The sequence below is a fragment of the Streptomyces sp. CB02400 genome, from assembly GCF_001905725.1.
Lineage (GTDB): Bacteria > Actinomycetota > Actinomycetes > Streptomycetales > Streptomycetaceae > Streptomyces > Streptomyces atrovirens.
The window spans coordinates 1-21,165 of sequence record NZ_LIWB01000037.1 but is presented as its reverse complement, the minus strand read 5'-3'; the positions used below and the strand labels follow the sequence as shown (position 1 = coordinate 21,165).

13 protein-coding genes and 2 pseudogenes are annotated in these 21,165 nt (G+C 68.5%); 12 read left to right on the top strand and 3 right to left on the bottom strand.

Translation table 11 applies throughout. The annotated features are described in order from the left end of the window. From AMK33_RS39870 to AMK33_RS39810, 12 genes are all read left to right on the top strand, one after another. On the top strand, positions 1-565 hold a 565-nt coding region (locus AMK33_RS39870; protein WP_327380516.1), incomplete at its 5' end, for a TnsA-like heteromeric transposase endonuclease subunit. A gap of 77 nt (positions 566-642) precedes the next feature. After that, the gene (locus AMK33_RS39865; protein ID WP_235618366.1) at positions 643-2,247 is read left to right on the top strand and encodes a transposase; all 1,605 of its coding nucleotides are present in this window, start codon (positions 643-645) and stop codon (positions 2,245-2,247) included. A gap of 48 nt (positions 2,248-2,295) precedes the next feature. Then, on the top strand, positions 2,296-2,760 hold the full coding sequence (locus tag AMK33_RS44595) for a hypothetical protein (protein WP_235618365.1): 465 nt from the start codon (positions 2,296-2,298) through the stop codon (positions 2,758-2,760). Then, positions 2,754-3,773, top strand: coding sequence for an ATP-binding protein (locus AMK33_RS39860; RefSeq protein ID WP_073938118.1), 1,020 nt, complete (start codon positions 2,754-2,756; stop codon positions 3,771-3,773). Before AMK33_RS44595 ends, AMK33_RS39860 begins: the two co-directional genes overlap by 7 nt. Positions 3,774-3,784: 11 nt before the next feature. Next, positions 3,785-6,811, top strand: coding sequence for a Helicase associated domain protein (locus AMK33_RS39855; RefSeq protein WP_235618364.1), 3,027 nt, complete (start codon positions 3,785-3,787; stop codon positions 6,809-6,811). Positions 6,812-6,859: 48 nt separating this feature from the next. Further along, on the top strand, positions 6,860-9,001 hold the full coding sequence (locus AMK33_RS39850) for a KAP family P-loop NTPase fold protein (protein WP_073938117.1): 2,142 nt from the start codon (positions 6,860-6,862) through the stop codon (positions 8,999-9,001). Between the two features lie 41 nt (positions 9,002-9,042). Further along, entirely contained in the window at positions 9,043-9,651 is a 609-nt protein-coding gene (locus AMK33_RS39845; RefSeq protein WP_167748622.1) for a hypothetical protein, read from the top strand. A 462-nt stretch (positions 9,652-10,113) separates the two neighbouring features. Beyond that, positions 10,114-11,085: a hypothetical protein gene (locus tag AMK33_RS39840; RefSeq protein ID WP_073938116.1), complete on the top strand. Its 972-nt coding sequence runs from the start codon at positions 10,114-10,116 to the stop codon at positions 11,083-11,085. Next, positions 11,082-13,154: a hypothetical protein gene (locus tag AMK33_RS39835; protein WP_079195176.1), complete on the top strand. Its 2,073-nt coding sequence runs from the start codon at positions 11,082-11,084 to the stop codon at positions 13,152-13,154. Before AMK33_RS39840 ends, AMK33_RS39835 begins: the two co-directional genes overlap by 4 nt. A gap of 2 nt (positions 13,155-13,156) precedes the next feature. Next, positions 13,157-14,122 carry an AAA family ATPase gene (locus AMK33_RS39830; RefSeq protein ID WP_073938115.1) on the top strand — a complete coding sequence of 322 codons (966 nt, stop codon included), beginning with the start codon at positions 13,157-13,159 and terminating at the stop codon, positions 14,120-14,122. Continuing rightward, positions 14,049-18,503, top strand: a complete 4,455-nt coding sequence (locus AMK33_RS41020; RefSeq protein ID WP_268817402.1) for a sigma-70 family RNA polymerase sigma factor — start codon at positions 14,049-14,051, stop codon at positions 18,501-18,503. Before AMK33_RS39830 ends, AMK33_RS41020 begins: the two co-directional genes overlap by 74 nt. 307 nt (positions 18,504-18,810) lie before the next feature. Further along, positions 18,811-19,122 carry an STAS domain-containing protein gene (locus tag AMK33_RS39810; RefSeq protein WP_327380515.1) on the top strand — a complete coding sequence of 104 codons (312 nt, stop codon included), beginning with the start codon at positions 18,811-18,813 and terminating at the stop codon, positions 19,120-19,122. Between the two features lie 441 nt (positions 19,123-19,563). Here AMK33_RS39810 and AMK33_RS39800 read toward each other — a convergent pair. The 3 genes and pseudogenes from AMK33_RS39800 to AMK33_RS39790 all read right to left on the bottom strand — a co-directional run. Further along, positions 19,564-19,839, bottom strand: a pseudogene (locus AMK33_RS39800) (transposase); the annotation flags it as partial. 21 nt (positions 19,840-19,860) lie between these two features. Then, positions 19,861-20,671 (bottom strand): annotated as a pseudogene (locus AMK33_RS39795) (IS5 family transposase). A 116-nt stretch (positions 20,672-20,787) separates the two neighbouring features. Next, positions 20,788-21,135: a hypothetical protein gene (locus AMK33_RS39790; protein WP_079195177.1), complete on the bottom strand. Its 348-nt coding sequence runs from the start codon at positions 21,133-21,135 to the stop codon at positions 20,788-20,790. Positions 21,136-21,165: the final 30 nt, after the last annotated feature.

Below are 21,165 nucleotides of genomic sequence, written 5' to 3'. Positions count from 1 at the left end.
CCAGCAACAACACACCCAGACCCCACTGTCTCTCACCCCACTGTCCCAAAACCGAGAGATCGCACTCCTCGACCGCGACCCGCGTGTCAGCGGTCTGGCCGCCCGGCCGCTTGAATTGCGGTGGCATATGCCGAGTGGGGTGCGGGCGCATGTTCCTCAGCTGATGCTCCGGCTGGCCGATGGCCAGGGAGTGCTCGCCGACTGCACAGCAAGAGAAGAGCTGTCTCGGCGCCAGCGGTCTGTTGCTGCGGTGGTCGGGGAGATCTGTACGGCGGCGGGCTGGCGGTACTGGGTGCTCGGGCCTGTGGATCCGGTCTACCGGCGCAATGTGACCTGGCTGGCCGGATACCGGCACCCCCGGCACCACGGTGGTGGGTTGCTGGCTGACGCGCTGCAGGAGTCGTTCGCCGAGCCGGCGCCGCTGTGGGAGGGCGTACGCAGGATCGGGGATCCGCTGCTGGTGCTTCCCGCGCTGTTCCATGCCCTGTGGGCGGGACGGTTGGCGACGGATCTGGGGGCGGCGATGCATGAGCGGATGCCGGTGTGGGCCCAGGCGGCCGAGTGAGGGCGGGTGGCGGGATGCCGGGCAGGCCGGTAGTGGGGCTGGGATGCCAGGTGCGGTTCGGGGGGCGTACGTGGACGGTGGCGGCCCTTGCTGACGGGCAGGTACGGCTGGTCGCCGAGGACGGTGCGGTAGCGGCGGTTTTGCTGTCGCTGCTGTTCGCCGATGCGGGGTTCGAAGTCCTGGACGCGCCGGAGGTGTCCAGGGTGCCGCCGCTGGGCTTGCTGCAGTCTTTGCCCGAGGCGGTGCGCGAGCGGGCCCTGGCGTGGGAGCGGCATGTGCGGGAGGTGGAGACGGGGCAGCCGGGCGGGCCCAGTGACGCGGGTCCGCGGCGGGCAGAGTACGACCCGCAGACGCGGACGATGACGCAGCGGGAGGAGGCGAAGGCGGCGGAGCTGTCGGCGGCCGGCATGCCCACCAGCGCGGTGACGGTGCGGCGGATGCGGGCCCGCTACCGGCAGGACGGGGTATGGGGGCTGGTGGACCACCGTGCCACCCGGCCGCGGACAGCGCTGGGGCGTGCGGACGAGCGGGTGGTGACCGCTCTGCGGGAGGTTCTGGAGACAGGGCGGGAGCGCTCCAGCGGGACGCTGGGGCGGCTGCGGGTGTACACCGAGCGGCTACTGGCCGAGCAGTACGGGGAGGGGGTGGTGCGGCTGCCCTCGGGTGCGACGTTCAACCGGCTGGTGCACGCCCTGGCTGACGGGCGCGGGCTGCTGGGCAGTGCGCGGCAGCGCCGATGGCGCTCAGCGAGGCCGGCTCCCCCATTCGTTCCGACGACGGTGATGGCTCCGGGTGAGCTGGTGATGATGGACAGCACTCTGCTGGATGCCTTCGTGATCCTCGACGACGGGGTGGCGGAACGGCCCGAGCTGACCATCGCGCTCGATGTCGCCACCCGGACCATCTGCGCAGCCGTGCTGCATGCGAAAGGGACCCGCAGCGTCGACGCGGCGCTGCTGCTGGCGCAGATGATGGTCCCGGCGCCGATGCGGCCCGGTTGGGCCGAGGCGTTGGCGATGGAACGCTCGGTGGTGCCCTACGAGCGGCTGCTGAGCGTGGATGCCCGGCTGGAGGGCTCGGCGGCGCGGCCGGTGATCACCCCGCAGACCATCGTGGTCGATCAGGGCAAGGTGTTCGTGTCGTCCTCGTTCATCGCCGCCTGCGAGTCGCTGGGCATTTCCGTGCAGCCCGCGCCGCCGGGCAACGGGCCGGCTAAGGGGCATGTGGAGCGCACCTTCTCCTCGATCAACACACTGTTCGTGCAGCATGTGGCCGCCTACACGGGCTCGCACACCGGCGAGCGCGGCCAGGACGCCGAAGGAGAGGCGGTGTGGACGCTGGCCCAGCTGGACGACCTGCTGCAGGAGTGGATCATCTGCGGATGGCAGGAGCGTGAGCATGACGGGCTGCGGCACCCGATGATGCCCCGCTGTGCGCTGTCGCCGAATGAGATGTGGGCGGCGCTGGTCGCCGTGTGCGGGTACGTCCCGGTGCCGCTGGGTCACGAGGACTACATCGAGCTCATGCCCGTCAAGCGGCAGAAGATCAACGACTACGGCATCCGCATCGACTACCGCACCTACGACCACAAGGTCCTCAACCCCTACCGCGGCGAGCGCTCGCCGACGGCGGACGGCCTGTGGGAGATCCACTACGACCCGCACGCTCCCAGCCAGGTCTAGGTACGCCTGCCGAAGCCTGACCAGCCGCGCGGATATGGGTGGGAGGCGGTGCCGTGGATCCACCACACCCTGGTCAGCGCCCCGTTCACCGACTTCACCTGGCAGCACCTCCGGCGCACCGTTGCCCGCCGCGCAGACCGCGCCCAGCACGAACACGACCTGGCGCTCGCCCTGCGCGAGCTGCTGGAACGCGCCGCCGCCGGACATGGCACCCGCCGGGAGAAGATCGTCGCCGCCCGCGCCCGCACCGCCGCAACCGATGGTGCGGTGTGGGGGATTCTGTACGGCCAGCAGCCGGAGGCGGAAGCCGATGAGCCCGGGGAGGACGTCTTCGGCGACAGCGAGGACGACGAGGAGCCCTTGACCGACGACGGCGCCTTGGGTGTCTGGCCGGCTGAACACACATCACTGGGCAACTCCCCAAGCGTCGCGGTACAGGAAGCCGGCGTGCCTACACCGAGGCGTTGCCAGGTCACGGTCTACGACCCCTTCGAGGAATCCCTGCAATGGTGAGCCCGCTCTCCCACGATGCCGTCGGGTTCGCCCCGCTGGCCCCTCCGACCGTATGGCAGGGCTGGGACGCCTTCGTCCACCGAGCCCCGGCGCCCGCACGCGACGCCGCCGACCCCGCCTGGCCCCAGACGGAGCGCGAGGACTACCACTCCGAACTCGCCGTCATGCGCACCCCCGCCATGGACAGCGTCTTCACCGCCGTACGCCGGCTGCTGCTGGTCAACCGCCGCCAGCAAGCCGGCGCCCGCCGCGGTCTGATCATCTCCGGCCCGGCCACGACGGGTAAGACCACCACGATGATGGCGCTCGGGCGTTCCTTCCAGCTGGCCGACGCCCGCCAGCACCCCGGCCACGGCGACAGGCGACCGGTGCTGTTCATCAGCGTGCCGCCGGCCGCCACCCCCAAGATGCTCGTCAGCGAGTTCGCCCGGTTCCTCGGCATGCCCATCACCGACCGCCTCAACCAGACCCAGATCACCGGCGCCGTGTGCGATCTGCTGTGCGAACTGGGCACCCAGCTGGTCCTCATCGACGACGTCCACCTCCTGGACACCCAGCGGCGCGCCGGCGCGGAAACCTCCGACCAGCTCAAGTACCTCGGCGAACGCATCCCGGCCACCTTCGTGTACTCCGCGATCGACATCGAGACCTCCTCGCTGCTCAGCGGGGTGCGCGGGGCGCAGATCGCCGGCCGTTTCAAGATCTTCCGCCACCGCCCGCTGGCGTATGCCACCGAGCAGGACCGGGCGGTCTGGGACGACCTCGTGCGGGCCATGGAGAACTTGCTGAGGCTGCGCGCGCACCGCCCCGGAACCCTGGTCAAGCACGCCGCCTACCTCCATGCCCGCACCGCAGGGCGGATCGGCAGCCTCTCCCACCTCATCCGCGAAGCCGCCCTGATCGCCATCACCGAAGGCACCGAACGGATCACCAAACAGCTGCTTGGCGAGGTGGAGCTCGACGCGGCCGCCGAAACCCAGGCTCGGCCGGCCCGGCCTGCACGGCGGAAATAGGAGCATCCGGGGTGGCACAGCAGCGCAGCACGACCGCGCCCAGCCGCACGCCCGGGGGCGGGCGTGCGGGACGCAAGTCGGCAGTCTCCGGCGGGACCGTGCCCTCCATCGCCAGCGGCGCGGCAGGACGGGTGGCTCCGCTGCCAGGAGAGCTGACGCTGTCGTTCCTGGCCAGGCTCGCCGCCCGCTACCACCTCGCCATCCGCGACCTGCTCGCCGCCGCCACCGACATCGGCGGCCAGCAGAACCTCACCGGCATGCTGTGCCCGGACAGTGAGATCCACCTCAACGCCCAGGCGCGCGCCCGCGTTGCCGTGCTGTGCCGCGTTCCACCGCGGGTGCTCGAGCGGGCCCTGCCCGCGTGGAGGCGGGAAGAGCCATGCGGCAGGTACGGGGCCGGCCCGGTCGGGCGGCTGATGCGCGGCGAGGAGGCCGTCGCCGCCTGGGGCCCGGTATGCCCCGCATGCACCGCCGCCCGCACCGGACGCCGCGTGCCCGCACGCCAGTACCTGGCCCCCGAGGAGCGGGTCTGCGCACGCCACCGGAACTGGCTCCTGTACGTGCCTGGCACCAGCGGCCTGCCCGTGCCCCTTGGCCGGTGCCCGGAGGTGATCGAAGCCCAGCGACGGCATGTCCGGCTGCTACGCCGCTCCCCCGCTAGGGCGCAGGCCTTCGACGTCGCCCGCGCCGTCACCAACTCCTGGTGGGACCAGCCCTGGCCCGTCGAGGAACGGGCGTGGCTGGCCCGCCTCGAGGCCACGCGACCGGACAACGCCGATCCCAGCTGGTGGAAGGTCGCCGCCCGCGACCTGATCACCTATCCCGAGACCGTCGCCCTCGCACGCCTGCTGGCCAGCCGCCCCCTGCAGCAACGCACTGTCGCCGCATCGGGCGGCCATCTCCCCTACCGTCTCGGCGAGCTGCCCGCCCTACTGGCCAAGGCCGCCCATGAGCTCCAGCGGCCGTGGCTCGTCCACCACCTCGCCGCCGTCACCCACGGACCGCTGTTCACCTGGGCCCACTCCTGCGTACGCACCCGCGCCGCTCCCACACCCGCGGCGCAGAAAACACTGTGGAAGGTCCACTCACCACACCGGCCCCGCCCTCTCAGCGACCTCCTGCCCCCGCCGGAATCACGCACCGACGGCGGCCAGCCGGAGCCACGGCCGGTCAAACGGCTGCGCGGCCACAGCCTCCAAGCCGAACGCGCCTTTGAGAGCAGCCTCGCGCACGCCCGTGCCTTCCACCAGCAATACGGGCACTTGGCCGTCCCCAAAGAAGCCGTCCCGGACGGCTACCCCCTGGGGCAATGGCTCGCCAACCTGCGCACCCGCCACACCCGCCTGCCCGCCCACCAAGCCGCTGCTCTCAACGCGCTTTACCCGTGGTGGAACGCGCCGTGGAGCACCCTGTGGCAGCGCACCTGGCACCAGGCCCGCGATCACGCCGAAGCCCGCGGCCCCCTGCAGCCGACCCGCGGCTTCCCCGCCACCAGCTACAGCCTGGGCGAATGGCTGTACCTGCAGTGCACCCGCTACCCCACCCTCCATCCCGAACAGCAGCGGCTCCTGACCAAGATCGGTATCGACGCTGTGGCGGCGGCCGCCGCCCGGCCCCGACGACGCAACCTCAAGGCCGGCGCCGAAGAAGCCCTCGCCCACGCCCGCTCCTACGCCGCCGAACACGGAAGCCTGGCGTCCGTAACCTCCGCAACCGTCCACGAGGGCTTCCGCCTGGGACAGTGGCTCGCCAACCAGCGCAACTACCAGCGCACCGGCCATCGCCCCCTGCCCGCCGGCCGCGCCCAGGCCCTCGCGGAAGTCGACCCCTGGTGGTGCCCGCCCTGGAACCTGAAATGGCAGCGCAGCTACCACCGCGCCCGAGACGCCGCAGACGGTCAGCCTCTCCGTCCCGACTCCGGCTTCATCGACCTCGACGATTGCCTCGCCGGGCGATGGCTGCGGCGCCAGTGCAGCACGTATGACGAGCTCCACGACGAGCAGCAGCGACTCCTCGCCGAGATCGGCATCACCGCCGAGGTGGCCCGTACGGCCCGGGAACATGCACGTACGGCCCCGAAGACGTCAGCTGCAACCCCGGCCCCGGACGTGGAAGACAAGGCCGGTCACGCCAGAAGGGCTGCAGACCCCGCGGCTTCCCCCGGTCGACGCCACACTCGGCGTGCCGCCGAGCCGAAGCGTCCCCGCGGCCCCCGCAGCCGCCTCGGGCACCGCCCCGATCTGAGGCCGGGCTTCGAGACGGCCCTGGCACACGCCCGGGCCTGGCACGCCGAATACGGCCACCTCGCCGTCCCCCGCGACACCTGGCACGACGGATACCCGCTGGGCGTGTGGCTGTTCAGCCAACGCAACCGCGCCAAACAACGCGCCCGAGCCGGTATGCCGCCCTCAACCCACCTGAGCGAACTCGCCGCGGTCGACCCCTGGTGGAACCCGCCCTGGGACCTGCACTGGCAGCGCAACTACTACCGCGCCCGCGACCACGTCAAAGCAGGCAAGCCGTTCGACCCCGCCGCGCTGATTCCCTCCACCGGCACCGTCCTCGGCAGTTGGATCACCCGGGCCTGCATGCAATACCAGCAGTTCCACCCCGGCCAGCAGCACCTGCTGAACGCGATCGGCATCACGCCTGAGGTCGCCCACGCACGCGCCCTGCGAGTGCACCCCTGGCGCACCGCCGTCGAGCGCGCCCGGGCCTTCGCCGAGATCCACGGCCACCTCGCCGTCCCCCGCGACACCATCCAGGGCGGCTTCCTACTCGGCCAATGGCTGAACAAGCAGCGCTACCGGACAAGAAAAACAGGCCCCACCCCCGCAGCCCGCACCCTGACCGCCATCGACCCCTGGTGGAACCCGCCCTGGGGCATGGCCTGGCAACGCGCCTACCACCACGCCCGCACCCACTCCCGCCACCCGGCAGCCCGCCGCTGGCTCCAGAAACAACGACGGGGCTGGCTCCTCCTCCACCCTGACCAACAACACCTCCTCACCCTCATCGGCATCGCCTCACCGACCTGATTCGCCAACACCCGTACCCGGCCCAAGCTCTGTCCCGACAATGAGCAGATGGCCGACGCGCGCTTCTTCAACGACGAGCCCTTCCTTGACCACGAGGAAGGACCTGACCTGCTCGGGCACGGGCAGTACGCCCGGCATGTGATGAGCCTGCTGGACCGGGTACGAGCCCAAACCGAAACCGGAGTCCTCGCGCTGATCGGCCCCTGGGGCTCGGGCAAGTCCAGCGTCCTGGGTAAGGTGACACGCCGTCTACGGGAGACAGCCAACGATGACGGCTGGTTGGTCGCGGAACTCAACCCGTGGCTGTACTCCGACCTGGAGTCGCTCACGCTGGCGCTATTCAGCGAGATCCGCGAAGCCCTCCCGAAGGACGGACGGTGGTCCGAGGCGCGAGAGAAGATCGGCGGATTCGGCAAGGCCATCAGTCCTCTGAGGAAGGTCACTGCTCTCTTCGGCCTGGACTCCGAGGGGCTGATCCAAGAGGTCAGCAACCGCATCAGCGGCGACACGAGCGCATCCGCAGCCAAATACAAAGCCGAGGAAGCCCTGCGCAAGGCGGGTCACCCAGTGCTCGTCGTCATGGACGACCTGGACCGCCTCACCCCCGAAGAGCTCCTCGTCGTCTTCAAGCTGGTACGCCTGGTAGGGCATCTGCCCAATGTGTACTACCTGATCAGCTTCGACGAACGGACCCTGCTGGACGTCCTGCAACGCAGTGAGCTGGTCGGTAACAGCGAGCCCCGTGCACGCGACTTCCTGGAAAAGATCATCCAGGTCCGGCTGGACCTCCCCGCGTTCCGTGAGCGCGACGCCGACATCCTGGTCGACCGCTCCCTCGCCGCAGTACTCGCCTCCCACGGACTGACCCTGACCCCCGGCGAGCAGCGGAGGCTCTCCGAGGCCTACTACCGGTACCTGCAGGACCGACTGCGCACCCCGCGTGCCATCAAACGGTTCTTCGGCCAAGTGGACGCCACCCTCGGCCAGCTCACCGGCAACGTCGACATCGTCGACTTCCTGATCGTCACCTTCCTGCGCACCAACGAACCCCGCGCCTACCAGTTGCTGTGGCAGCACCGAGCCGAACTCACCGGCACCAGCATGGACCTGCCCTCGCGCCGCGACGAGCGGCCCGAACAGGGCATCGACCGCTGGCGCACCAGGCTGCAGGGCGCCGGCGTCGCCGAACAGCACCTGGACGGCGTGATCGGCCTGATGGGCATGCTGTTCGCACCAGTCCGGCAGGCTCTCGGCCATGGCATCAACTTTCAGGCCATCGCGCGGCGGCGCGGCATCGGCAGCATCGACTACTTCGACCGGTACATGGTCTTCGGCGTCCCCGACGACGACCTTCCCGAGCACACCTTCGACACCGCCCTGCAGCAACTGGCCGACGACACCCCGGGCACCGAAGCGGACGAACTGCTCCTACGCCTGCGCGACGACACCCAGCGCATCACCCGCCGCATCGGCTACAAACGCGCCGCTGGCGCTCCCCTGCCGGCGGCCGCGCTCCTCAAAGCCGCAGCCCTGCACTACGGCCACCTCACCGCCGCTCCTCAAGGGGCCCTCGGCCTGTTCACTGCGGACCGCGCCATGGACTTCCTCGCGAAAGACCTCCTGGCCGACCTTGCCGAGCCCGACCGGCCCTCGATCCTCAAGATCATGGCCGAGACCCCTGACGGAGCCGTCCTGGCTGCTCGCACCCTCCAACGCGTCACCAGCCGTGACGACTCCGACGCCTCGGACCGCTCACAGGCAGCAGCCACCCTCGACTGGATAGGTGAGGCCCGCTCACTGATCAGCCACAAGATCACACGGCACCTCACCCCCGCCGCGAGCCGGCCCGTACACGGACTCACCGAGCTGGAGATCACCCTCATCTGGGCGTGGCGCCATACCGAGTCCGAGGTCTGCCGGACCTGGATCAACCAACGTTTCGACCAGGGGTGGAACCCGCTTGACCTCCTCGCCACGCTCCTACCGCCCGACCGGGCCCCGCTCCCGGTCATCGACGACGCCACTCTGCAAAGCCTCGACGCACTCATCGGCCTCGAAGCGCTGTACAGCCGCCTCGGGCCGCTCCTCGACACCCCGGCAACAGCCCCTGCTGACCCCCGTGAAGAACACCAGCAAGGCATCCTCCAAGCGCTTCGCGTACGCCGCGGCAACACCCCGGGCAGCAGCTGACCACCCGACCCACGCCTCCAGACAAGACGGAGCAGCAAGCCGTGACAGACAATCCGTTCGCCCTCGTACCCGAGCAATGGCAGCGCCTCGCCTCCGCCCGCCAGGCCTACACCGACACCGTCAGTCCGTACTACGACGAGACGCTGCAACACGTGGCTCAACGCACGTGCGTCAGCGGGCACATCGGCAAAGCCGACATCGGAGCACTACTGATGTGGAAGCGCCTCAGAGCCGACACCCCCTGGGCCGCCGAACTCATGGCGCTCGCGGACGCCGACGTACGCCGCGCAACCGCCACAGCCACGGCTGCCGCCCGGGACACCACTCTCAGCCGCAGCGCAGCAGCACAAGCCGGCCGAGCAGCACTCGTTCCCCTACCAGGCTTCCGTACCGGCGACGCCCTCGCCTCCGCCGTCCTCACGGCAGCCGCACCAACCCGCATGGCCATCTACGACCAGCGAGCCCACAGCGGACTGCGCACCCTCGGCATCACCCTCAGCCACGCACCCGGCCGCTACAGCCGCTACATAAAAGCGATCGACCAGCTCCTGGCCGCCGCCCCAGCCCCGATCCGCAACTGGACCCCACGCGACATGGACACCGCCCTGTACTGGCTCAACCACCCCACCAACACCACAGCCAGCACATAGCAACACTCAACGAACCTGATCACCACGCAGCGGAACTGACCACAGCTGACCAACACTCACTTCACCTGACAAAGCGCCAGCTCAGCACACAGCCCAAGCCCCCGTTCCCTCCATCACCGAGCCGTAGCAACCCGGCCTGAAGCGCTACCACCACCAGGCACCAAACTGATCAGCCCAGACCAACCCCATGACCCACTGATCAGAAAGACCGCTCCTGGACACGCGCTACAGGAGCTGGGCACGGAATGGGCGTGAAGGACGTCATCACCGGCACCACCGTGCCCGCCACTGCGATCGAGCAGTCGCTTCACCGCCGATGGTAGAAGAAACCTGGTAAGGCGTTCTTCTACGTTTTGGAGCGTGGGCGCCTTCCAATCTGATAGGGATCACTCTGAGCGCTTTTCCTGTCACGAGCTGCAGGGTTCAGAAGTCAAGGCGCGGGCTGCTGTACGGGGGTATGGGATGAGTGATTCCGCCAGGAGGCAGCTGGTATTCGTACACGGTATCGGCGGCGTACGAGATGCGGTTCAAGAGCGCCGCGAGTGGCTGGAAGCACTGGCTGAGGGCGCCCGCAAGGCGGGGCATGCCGATTCGGTGTCCGGGCTGACCCAGGGGTGGCTGGCGGAGGCCCGCTTCGCGGACTACAGCGATCTGTTCATGGTCCGCGACACGCAGGGGTCGGATACCGGGGGGCACGACGATGAGCAGGTGGCATTCCTGGACTCACTCGTCCGGGACGTCATCGACGAGCTCGGTCTGCAGGCCCAAGAGCAAGAAGATAAACGCGCGCTGAGAGCTATCGAGGCTGCCCGAAACCAGCTGCCTGACGGGGATGGGGAGTGGCAGGGGCTCGGGGAGCCGGTTCGAGTCCTGGGGAGAGTGCTGACGACTCTGTTGCAGGTACCTGGGCTGCGGCGGGCTGCTCAGTGGGCGAGCGGCAGGACGTTGCTGGGGCAGCTGGCTCAGGTCGGCCGCTACCTGGATCGCGGTGGGGCGGATGGAAGTGGCCAGCGGCTGGATGTGCGGATCCGTGAGCGGGTGCTGCATGGGGTAGATCTGGAGCGGCCGCTCGTGGTTGTGGCCCATTCGCTGGGCTCGGTTGTGGCGTTCGAGGCCTTGCATGACTACGCAGGCTCGGTGCAGCTGTTGGTGACCTTGGGCTCTCCCCTGGCAACGGGGGCGGCGGTGCTGCAGCGGGTGCGTCCGCAGCCCGCGCGTACGCCGGAGCCGGTCGGGCGGTGGCTGAACTTCTGGGACCGGGACGACATCGTGGTAGCCCGCCCGCGGGTGCAGCAGTGGATGCTGCCGAGTTCCTCCGGGGTGGTGCCGGTGACGGATCGGGTGGACTCTGACGGTGTGTGGGTGCACACGGCGACGAAGTACTTGCGACAGCCGGCTGTGGCCGGGCCCATCGTGGAGGCACTGAAGCAGTGACGGGCGGGCTGGCGCGGCATGTGCTGGTGATTGGGGCACAGTGCCGGGCCATGGGAGCGTTGACGCGGCTTGAGCAGGCCGCGTGTGAGCTGCATGACGTGCTGACTGATCCTGCGCTGGGGGGCTGTGAGGCCCGGACCGGTGAGTACCCGTCTCTGCTGGTGAACAGGGAACTCCGGCCTGCGGACGTCCGCGAGGCCGTGGTGATGGCAGTGCGGCAGGCCAAGGCCGATAGTGCTGTGCTGGTGGTGGCGCTGCTCGGTCACGGGTTTACCTCACCGCAGCAGACCGAGTTGTACTTCATGGTCAGTGACTCCACGACGGAGAGTTTCTTGTCGGCGGTGAATGTCAGGCAGTTGCTGGCCGAGGCAGCCGATGAGGCCGGCGTGGACGGCGTGATAGCGCTGGTCGATACCTGTCACGCTGCGGGGGCAGCGCCGGACGCAGGCCGGATCGCGGGCGGTATCCGTGCGGGCCGAACGCGGCTGTCGGTGCTCACTGCTGCTGCAGCTGACCAGGCCGCTCGGGACATGAGACTGACTTTCGCCCTGGTCGAGGTGCTGACTGAGGGGCTCGCCGGGGCAGGCAGCGAAGTGTTCGTGGACCGGACGCTTACCAAGGAGCTGCGCGAGCGGGTCAGTGGGCAGGCCATCGGGCGGATGGAACTCGACAACGACCCGTTCGCCCTGGAGGGCTTGTGGCTGTCCCGCAACCGCCGCTATCGCAGCCAGCGGGCTGCCGACGATGTCGTGGGTCCGCTGGGACGGCAGGAGTTGCAGCAGGCCGTGGAGATGTGGCGGGTGCAGCGGCACTTGCCTGAGCGCTTGACCCGTACCGCGCTCACCGAGTTACACGACTTCGTACGCACCTGCCAGGTCGAGGACAAGGACGAGACCAGCGCTGACTGGCGTATCCGCGTGGGCGACGTGGCGGGCGCACTTGTGGAATGCGCACAGACCGGCGAACTGCTTAGCAGGGTGTTCGCCACTGCGCTGACCAGCGATCTGCTCCGTGCTGCGGGACGTCTGGCGGGTTTTCCGCCGGAGGCTGAGGGGGCGGTGCCGCTGCGGGACTTGCTGGAGTATGCCGCCCTGCGCGCGCAGCCTGTGGATGGGGCTCGATGGCAGGGCCTTGCCCGTTTCATGGCTGCCGTCGAACACCAGGTCGATTCTGCGGGCGAGTATCCCCAGATGCGGGAGTGGGCGCGGCAGCATGGGGTGATCCCCCAGTTCAACGATGCCCTGGCCGAGTTCTCGCAGAACAGGCAGAGGCAGGGAGTGCGGTTGGTCGTCAGCCTGGTCGGCGCTTGGACGGACTGGCCGGAAGAGGTGGACACCTGGCTGCTGTTTGGTCAATCGGCACCGCCGGCGCGCGAGCGGTTCATCTGCGAATCCGCAGACCGCATCGGTGTGGGAAAAGCGATCAAGGCAGCGCTGGATTGGGCACGCAGTCGGCTTCCTGTCCCGGACCCGCTGATGCACGTCGATGTGGCCGCCCCCGCCCATCTGCTGGCGCAGTGGCAGCCTGAAGAGGAAAAGGTTGGCCGCTATCTTCTGGGAACCCACCATGTGGTCGTCGCGCGCTGGAGCGGCCGATTGGACCCGTCTGAGGACAACGCGGAGATCAACGACGCCGCCCGCAAGACACTCAACGCCATGGCGTCTTGTAGAGAAGTGCCTGTGGAGTGGGTCGACCAAGCTGTCCTGGGCGACCAGCCGGGCCTGGAGGACGCACTGGTGGCCGGCCAGTACGCCGCGGCGGTTGGGCTCGACCACCACCCCCAGGACCTGCCTGAGATCTTGGGATTGCTCCTGCCCTATGCGCCGATCATTCTGTGGCCGCGCGCCGATGCACGGCCCGCCAACGGGCAAGTCCAGACCGTGGTACAGAAGAACTGGCACCACTTGCCCGACGGCTTCGCTGATGCCTATCGCAGCCGCTGGAAGGGCTCTCACGCGGACTGCCTGGTCTGCCTGGGCGACATCCGAGCCGTGTGGCACGACGAAGCATGGCTGGATTTCTGCCGCCCGTTCGAAAACCGCATCGTGGCCGCCCCCGAGGAGGAGTAGTTGTGACCTGGAAGCCCTACTACCACGGTGACGGCGAGCCGCGACAGACGACTCTGGCAGACCCGCCGCCGTGGCGGACTTTCCCCCGCACCCCGCAGCACGAGGAATTCCGTCCTCCGCCCGGTTTGACCGACGCAGTCAACGCGGCCCTGCACTTGCGCCGCCCGCTCCTGATCACCGGGCCCGCCGGGTCGGGGAAGTCCACCGTGATCGAGCAGGTCGCCCACGAACTGGACCTCGGCCCGGTGCTGCGCTGGCACATCACCTCCCGCAGCACCCTGGCCGAGGCGCTGTACCGCTACGACGCCCTGGGCCGCATCCATGCCCAGAGCCTGCAGGCCGCCATGGGCAACCGCCTCGGCACGCACACAAAGCACAGGCACCACCGCGGCGGCGATGACATCGCCCCATTCCTGCAGCTCGGACCGCTGGGCACGGCACTGTTACCTGCTAAGCGGCCACGGGCCCTGCTCATCGACGAGATCGACAAGAGCGACCTGGACCTGCCCAGCGACCTGCTAGAGGCATTGGAGCGCGGCGAGTACGAAATCCCCGAACTCGTGCGCTACCGGCGCCCCAAGGTCAAGGTCCGCCAGTGGGACAGCCAGGATGAATACGTCATCCCCGGCGGACGTGTACAGTGCACACAGTTTCCCTTCATCGTGCTGACCAGCAACGGGGAACGCGACTTCCCCCCAGCCTTCCTGCGCCGCTGCATCCGCTACACCATGCCCCCGCTGACACCCGAACTGCTGCAGACCATCGTGCACGCGCACTTCAAGCGCGAACCTGACGCCAACGCTCAGGAACTGATCAACACTTTCGCCGAGCGGGTGGGCAGCGGCGAACACCTGGCCATCGACCAGCTCCTGAACGCCGTCGCACTGCTCACCGATGTTCACGAGTTCCCGGCACAGCAGCGTCAGGAACTGCGCGAGCTACTTCTTCGCGAGCTCTCCCGTGCCTGATGACCTCGGCCGCCTGCTGGCCGCGCTCGGCACCTCGGTTCCGGCCGACACAGACCCGCAGCTCCTCGCCGACGCTGTGTGGCTGGCAGCCGCGCGTGCCGCAGCCGGCGACACCGGCGAGCCCGGTGCCTCAGCCTCTTCCACGCCCCCGGTACCCACTGCCGCGGAGAGCGCCCCCGCGCAAGCCTCCGAGCCCTCAGCGTCAGCGCTGGCCGGCACCGCAGACGGTGCCGAAGACGCTGACGTATCCGCGCTCCACCCGGGGGGAACAACCCGCGTCCGCGGCGTTCCACTGTCCCTGGGACGGGCCGCTCCGCTGCCCGGCGCACTGGCCGTCGGACGCGCGATCCAGCCGCTGCGAAGGACATGGCGCCGCGGCAGCGGAATGCGCCTCGATGTCGACGCCACCGTGGAGCACTATGCCCGCGGAGGGCCACTGGTACCGCTCTTCGCCCCACGGCCGGAACGCTGGTTCGAAGTCGTCGTCATCGTTGACACTTCGCTGTCGATGAGCGTCTGGGGCGAAACCACACACGCTCTGGTCCGCCTGCTGGGCAGCCTGGGCGCCTTCCGCACCGTGCATACCTGGCAACTGAACTGGCAGGACGCGCAGCCTCACGTGCGCGACCACTGCGAGCGGGCCATTCCAGCCGACCGCGTCCCCCTCCACGGCAGCGGAGCACACGGCCGACGCCTCATTGTGATCGTCTCGGACTGCGCCGCACGCGGCTGGCACCACCCCCGGCCCTGGCAGCTACTGAGCGCCTGGGGCCGGCAGGCACCCGTCGCTCTCGTCAACCCTCTGCCGCAGCGCCTGTGGCGCCGCTCCGCACTCAACCTGCCCGCCGTACGCGCGACCGCCCCCCAAGCCGGAACCCGTAACAGCGCCCTGAACTACCGCCTACCCCTGCGATGGCACCCGCGCCCCGGACACCGCGAAAACCTCGGTCCATGGCAGGCGCTGCCGGTCGCCTCTCTGACCCCTCACTCGCTGGGCGCCTGGACCCGAACCCTGATGCACACGGACCCCCACGGCTGCGACGCCGTCCTCATTCCCGCCACCGGACGCCTGCCCCACGCCATCCCCCCTGGCACCGCTTCCCCCGCCCCCAAACCCACTGACAATCCCGCAGTCCTCGCCGACGCCTTCTTGCACACAGCCTCCGCCGCAGCAGTCCGTCTCGCCGTCCTGTGCTCCCACCTGCCCGAACTCACCCTGCCCCTGCTGCACGTACTGCGCGACCAGGCCGTCCCCGAAGCCCAGCTCACCGACCTCGCCGAACTGCTCACCAGTGGCCTCCTGACGGTCACCCCCACCCCCGGCCACGACCCCGTCCTGGTGCTCCGCCCTGCGGCACGAGACCGGCTGCGCACCCACCTGACCACCCATGACGCCTGGCAGGCCCTCCGCGCCTTCAGTCGCCATCTCGCCGCCCACCCCCACGCTCCCCGCGGCATCGCCGCCGTCCTCCACAGCCCGCACGCCACAGCCGAACTACCCGCCCAGCTCCAGCCCTTCGCCCAAGCCGCCACCGCCACACTCCGCCTCCTGGGCATCGCCGTCCCCGCCGCAGGCACCGTCGCGGAAACAACCGGCTCGCCCAACGCGGCACCGGCCGCGTCGGGCTCGATGCCATCAGCCACCCCGGCACACATCACACCCACCTCGACCGCTTCTTCAGCGGACCACGACCGCCAGCCCGCGCCACCGTCCGTCGGTCACCCGCACGACGCGTCATCATCCATGCGGGAGACCACGCATTCCCCAGAGCCGCAGCCCGACAGGAATGGCGAGGAATCTCAGACTCCGCCCCAATCCATGACCGATGCTCCCTCTCCAGACGCCACGGCCACAGGTTCGGACGCAGCGCTCAGCGTCTACTGGCGAGATCCCGCCTACCGGATCGAGGAGTTCCCCAGCTCGTCTGCCCTGCCTGATCTACGCACCCTTGCCGAGCGGCCGTCGGAACTGCTGTCTGCCCGTTTCCAGGTGGTGCCCTTCAGCGGCCGCGACGCCGAGCTCGCCAGCCTCACACGCTGGCGCGATAACCCGGCCGGTCTGTCAGTCCGGCTTATCCACGGCTCCGGCGGAGAGGGAAAAACACGCCTGGCCATCGCGTTCGGCAAAATGAGCCAGGATGCGGGATGGCTGGTGGGGAAGGCATCAACACCGGCAAGCAGCGAGCCTAGTACGGACGCCACCCTGCCCGAAGACCTTCCGGGGCGCCGTGCAGGGATCCTTGTCGTGGTGGACTACGCCGACACCTGGCCCCTCTCCACCCTGCACGGCTTCCTCCAGGAGCCGCTACTACGCCGCAAAAACACCCCAGTCCGCGTACTCCTGCTTGCCCGCCATGCCGGAGCCTGGTGGGAGCGCCTGACCACGTGGATCGACTACCGGCTCGACGCTGCGCACGACACCCTCCGGCTGAAGCCACTAGCAGACACACCCTCGGCGCGGGCTGCGCTATTCCAGCGTGCCCGCGACGGCTTCGCAGCGCACCTCGGCCTCCCCCACGACCGCACCAGGCACATCAACCCGCCCCCCAACCTGGACCAAAACCCCGCCTATGCTCACGTCCTGACCCTTCACACCGCCGCCCTGACCGCCGTAGAGGATCTCCTGCACAACACCCCACCCACTCCACACGACAGCGCTACGTCGCAACCACGATGGCCAGGAGGGCCTTCACCGACGCGGATTGTCATGATCGCCAGCACCACAGATCCGGTGCTCGCCGGAAGCAGCTTCCGCCAGCTGGGTACCGGTTTCCTGCTGAGCCCTCGCCTGATCCTCACCGCCGCGCACATCCTCCAACCGGGCCGCCAGCACGAGACCATCAAGGTCCGCAATAGGCGCGGCGCCATCACCGCAGACGGCTGGGTCGACTGCCGCGTGCTGTGGACACACGACACCCACGACGCCGCTCTGCTCCTCGCCGAGGAAGACCTCGCCGAGCCCGCCACCGACAGCCACTTCTCCACCCCCCGCTGGGCACAGCTGACCGGCGACAGACCGCTGAACCCCGGCCACATCACCGGCGTCCTCATCGCAGACGCGGCTTCCCCACAGCCAAGCGGCCATCTGACCGGCATCCTGCACCCTGCCTCCACCCACCCTGATGCCGCTTACGAGTTCGAACCCACGAACCCCCTGCCGTCGCCCCGCAGCACGAAACCGTTCGCCAGGGGCATGTCCGGGGCCCCCGTCTTCTTCGAGGACTTTCTCCTGGGCTTCGCCATCGCAATGCGAGACGACCGTTCCGCACGCCCTCGTTTCGCTCTCGCCGCCATCAGCACCCTGGTCAACAACCGCGGGTTCAGCAATGCCTGCAGCCCGCACATGCGGCGCATCCCCCGCCTGCACCCCTTGCCCGACGCCCCTTCCACATCAGCCGGGGACGACCATACGAGTGGCAGGCTGACCGGGCGCCGACCGCCGCGGGTGTTCATTTCCTACGCCCGTGAAGACGACGACGGTACCCACGCCAAACAGGTCCGCAGTTTGTGGCGGCTGCTGCGTAAGGAAGGAATCGACGCCCGTCTCGACCAGATCGACATTGAGGCCGGCCAGGACGTGACGGCCTGGATGCGACACGAAATTCAGGCAGCCGACTACGTCCTGGCCATCGTCTCTCCCGCCTACCAACGCCGCGCCGAGAATCCCGATTCCGACCCGTCTATGGGCTTGGCCTTCGAAGCCCACCTGCTCCGGAACGAACTCGCCCACGACACCAAGGTGAGGCAGCGGATCGTGCCTGTGATCCTGCCCGGCAGCACCCGTAAGGATCTCCCCACCTTCCTCAGGCCCCTCACTCCGGTCGTCATCGACCCCATCACAGGAACCGGCGCCGAGCGGCTATTGCATCACCTCAATCGGAGCCCCCCTGCTGCAGACGAGCAGGCGGACGAAGAGTTTTCCGCCTTCTACCGCGAAAATATCCGCCTTCTCGTGGGCTTCCTGATCAACCACGGCGCCAGCCTGCACACCGCCTCGGACATTGCCCAGGACACCATGACCGACGCCTACATGCAGTGGGCCGACATCGCAGACCCGAAGACGTGGGTCCACAAAACCGCCTCCCGAGCGCTGATCCGCAGGGCCACCTCCATCGACGACCTCGTCGAGGAGGTACCCGAACCCACGGCACTTCTGCCCCGTCCCGACGACATCGCGGAATGGGAAGTCCAGCACGACGCACTGCCCCTGCTACGCAGCCTGCCGCCGAGGCAGCGCCAGGTCATGGCCTGGGCCCTGGCTGGCTTCACCCCCACCGAAATCGCCGACCACCTCGGTTTGCGGCCCGAAACCGTGCGCGCCAACCTGGGAAGAGCCCGCCGCACCGCAGCCAACTACCTCACGGCGCGGGAAGAGGAGTAATCACGCCGCCGCCCAGGGTGTAGCCGGCGCGCATTATGTGCGTGTCCGGCTCTGGACAGCCGTCACCGTCGGCATCCGATTCCACCTGCTTCATTCCTCGTTTCCCTTGGGCGCGCAGGTATCCGGCCATCACCGTGCATGACGCATCGATCGTGCTTGTGCTTGGTGGTGTGTCCGATCGTGTCGGTGGGGCACACTCACCCCCGCACGTGCCCCGTCGCAGGGGGTAAGCCTGAATTGCAGCGAGGAAACCAGGGCACCCACCGAGCAAGCCGACCCGCCAGATCATCTTTCCGCCGAACATCACGTGATCGGAGGGGGCCGTGTCGTGACCTTGCGGGGTGAAATCGATCACGACGTCCAGGGCGTGCTCCGCGGGGCCCTGCTGAACCAGGGTGGAGCGGTGCCTGAACGGATCGTCGCCGATCTCAGCGGGGTGACCTTCATGGACTCCTCAGGCATCAACGTCTTCGTCGCGGCTCATCGGCAGACGACGCAGGCAGCAGGGTGGATACGCATTGCCGACGCGCGGCCGGCCGTCCGGCGCGTGCTACAGGTGACCGGAGTGGACACCTTCGTTTCCTGCCATCTGAGTGTCGAAGAGGCCCTGGGCGCCTGAAGCGCCGGGAGTGCTGTGAGTGCTGCGCTGTTCAGGACACCGCGGGTCGGAAGTCGGCCGGGGTGGCTCTGTAGGCGAGTTCCAGGCACAAGTGTTGCTCACCGGCGGTTCTGGCACACATTTCGTGAGAGCGGTGGACGAGTGTCTTCCGGTCGGCAGACTGGAGCGATGCGGGCAGAGAGCGTGGTCGGGGTCCAGACAGTCCGGCTCGCCGTGACAGTCGGTGCAGTCGTCGTCGCTCCAGTCCTGTTGGTGGCTGGGGCTCCGTTGCGCCGCCGTCTGTTGCTCCGCTACTACCGCGAGGACGGTCCGGAGCTCGTGAGTAAAGAGGACGGTTGGGTAAGCCCGGGGTATTTCGTCGTCACCAACGCAGTTGTTCGAGCCCTCTGCCGGCCGTCGGAGTATGTACTTCGACGGCTTCATCCTGCTTGAGTCGGGCCGTCATCGGGTGGCGGTGAGGAGTACCCGTTTACGAAGGAGCGGGAGTTTGGCGCGGCCGAACATTTGGCGTTTGGCCATCTTGATGTGGTTGACCCGGCCCTCGACCGGACCGGAGTTCCAGTGGCTGGTCAGGCCCTGGACGACGGCGTCCCAGTCCTTCTCCAGGCCGGTAGCGAAAGAGCGGAGGCCGGGAAGCTCCTCGACTTGCACGCTGACGACCCAGTCCTTCAGATGCTGGCCGGTGCGGGTGGAGAGGATCTCGGCGAAGCTGCGGACGAGACGGTGGGCTAACTGGCCCTAACAAAGCCTTTGGACGTGGCGGTGGGTGATCAGGCAGACGGCGAGTCCGAGGAAGGCCTCGTGGATGTCGTCGCGTCGTTCCCACCGGATCCGCAGGCGGCGGAAGCCGTGCAGCCAGGAGATCGTCCGCTCGACGACCCAGCGGAAGGTACCCAGACCGGTGCCGTGCGGTTGCCCCCGCTCCGCGATCGCGGGCCGGATGCCGCGCTGCCGCAGGAGCCGGCGGTACTTGTCGTGGTCGTAGCCGCGGTCCGCAAAGAGCATGTCGGGCCGCCTGCGCGGCCGGCCCACCACTCCGGCCACTGGCGGGATCTTGTCCAGCAACGGCAGCAACTGGGTGACGTCATTGCGGTTCCCGCCGGTCAACGACACCGCGAGCGGAATCCCTTGGCCGTCGGTGATGACGTGGTGCTTGCTGCCCGGACGTGCGCGGTCGACCGGGCTGGGTCCGCTTTTGGGCCCCTGCGAGCGGCCCGGACGTGGGTGGGGGTGCCCCCGGCGAAGCCAGCTGGTTCTTCGACCGGAGCTTGTTCAGCAGCAGCTGGTGCAGCTGGTCCCAGACGCCGGCTTCGTTCCAGGCCGCCAGGCGGCGCCAACAGGTCATGCCCGAGCCGAAGCCGAGCTCCTGGGGCAGGTACTCCCACTGGATGCCGGTGTGCAGCACGAACAGGATCCCGCACAGGGCCTGCCGGTCGGGCACCCGGGGCCGGCCCTCGACCTGCTTCGGCGGTGGCTCGGGCAGCAACGGTTCGATGAGCGACCACAGTTCGTCCGACACGATCCACGGCCGCGACTGACGCTTCCCCATGACCACATCAACGAACGATCAAGCCGACAGTCACATGATCAAACAGCTTTTGTTAGAGCCAGTAAGAGATGTCCCGTAACTGCAGGTCGTCTCCGACAGGGGACCGCTTGCGACAGTCAGCCGAAGAGGAGATCAACGCCCTTGCCCAGGCAGTACTTCATGACGGTGACCAGTTGGCGGGCGTCGTCGACACGTCGCTGGAGAACGAGGTCGCCGTCCTCGGGACGGAGCTGATCGATGATCGCCTCCAGTCTGGGCAACATGGCTGCGCATTGAGCGGCTGTGAGGGATCCGTCATCGTCTGGGTGGTCGAGCAGTGGTGTCAGTGTGGTGGAGACACTGCTCCACTCGCGGTGTCCACCGAACCCGCGCATCTCAGCAAGGGTGAAGCCCTCTGTGTCGGCCAGCCACTGTCTGAACATGTGGAAGCCGGTGTAGGACCAGGAGACGTCGGGGCTGGTCACGTCGCCGTCTCGGTCACGTCCGCTGGAGTG

Bases quoted from the DNA above. Each gene is read 5' to 3' on its own strand.
- AMK33_RS39860 (WP_073938118.1), top strand. From the start codon at position 2,754: ATGGTGAGCCCGCTCTCCCACGATGCCGTCGGGTTCGCCCCGCTGGCC.
- AMK33_RS39850 (WP_073938117.1), top strand. From the start codon at position 6,860: ATGGCCGACGCGCGCTTCTTCAACGACGAGCCCTTCCTTGACCACGAG.
- AMK33_RS41020 (WP_268817402.1), top strand. From the start codon at position 14,049: ATGTTCACGAGTTCCCGGCACAGCAGCGTCAGGAACTGCGCGAGCTAC.
- AMK33_RS39840 (WP_073938116.1), top strand. From the start codon at position 10,114: ATGAGTGATTCCGCCAGGAGGCAGCTGGTATTCGTACACGGTATCGGC.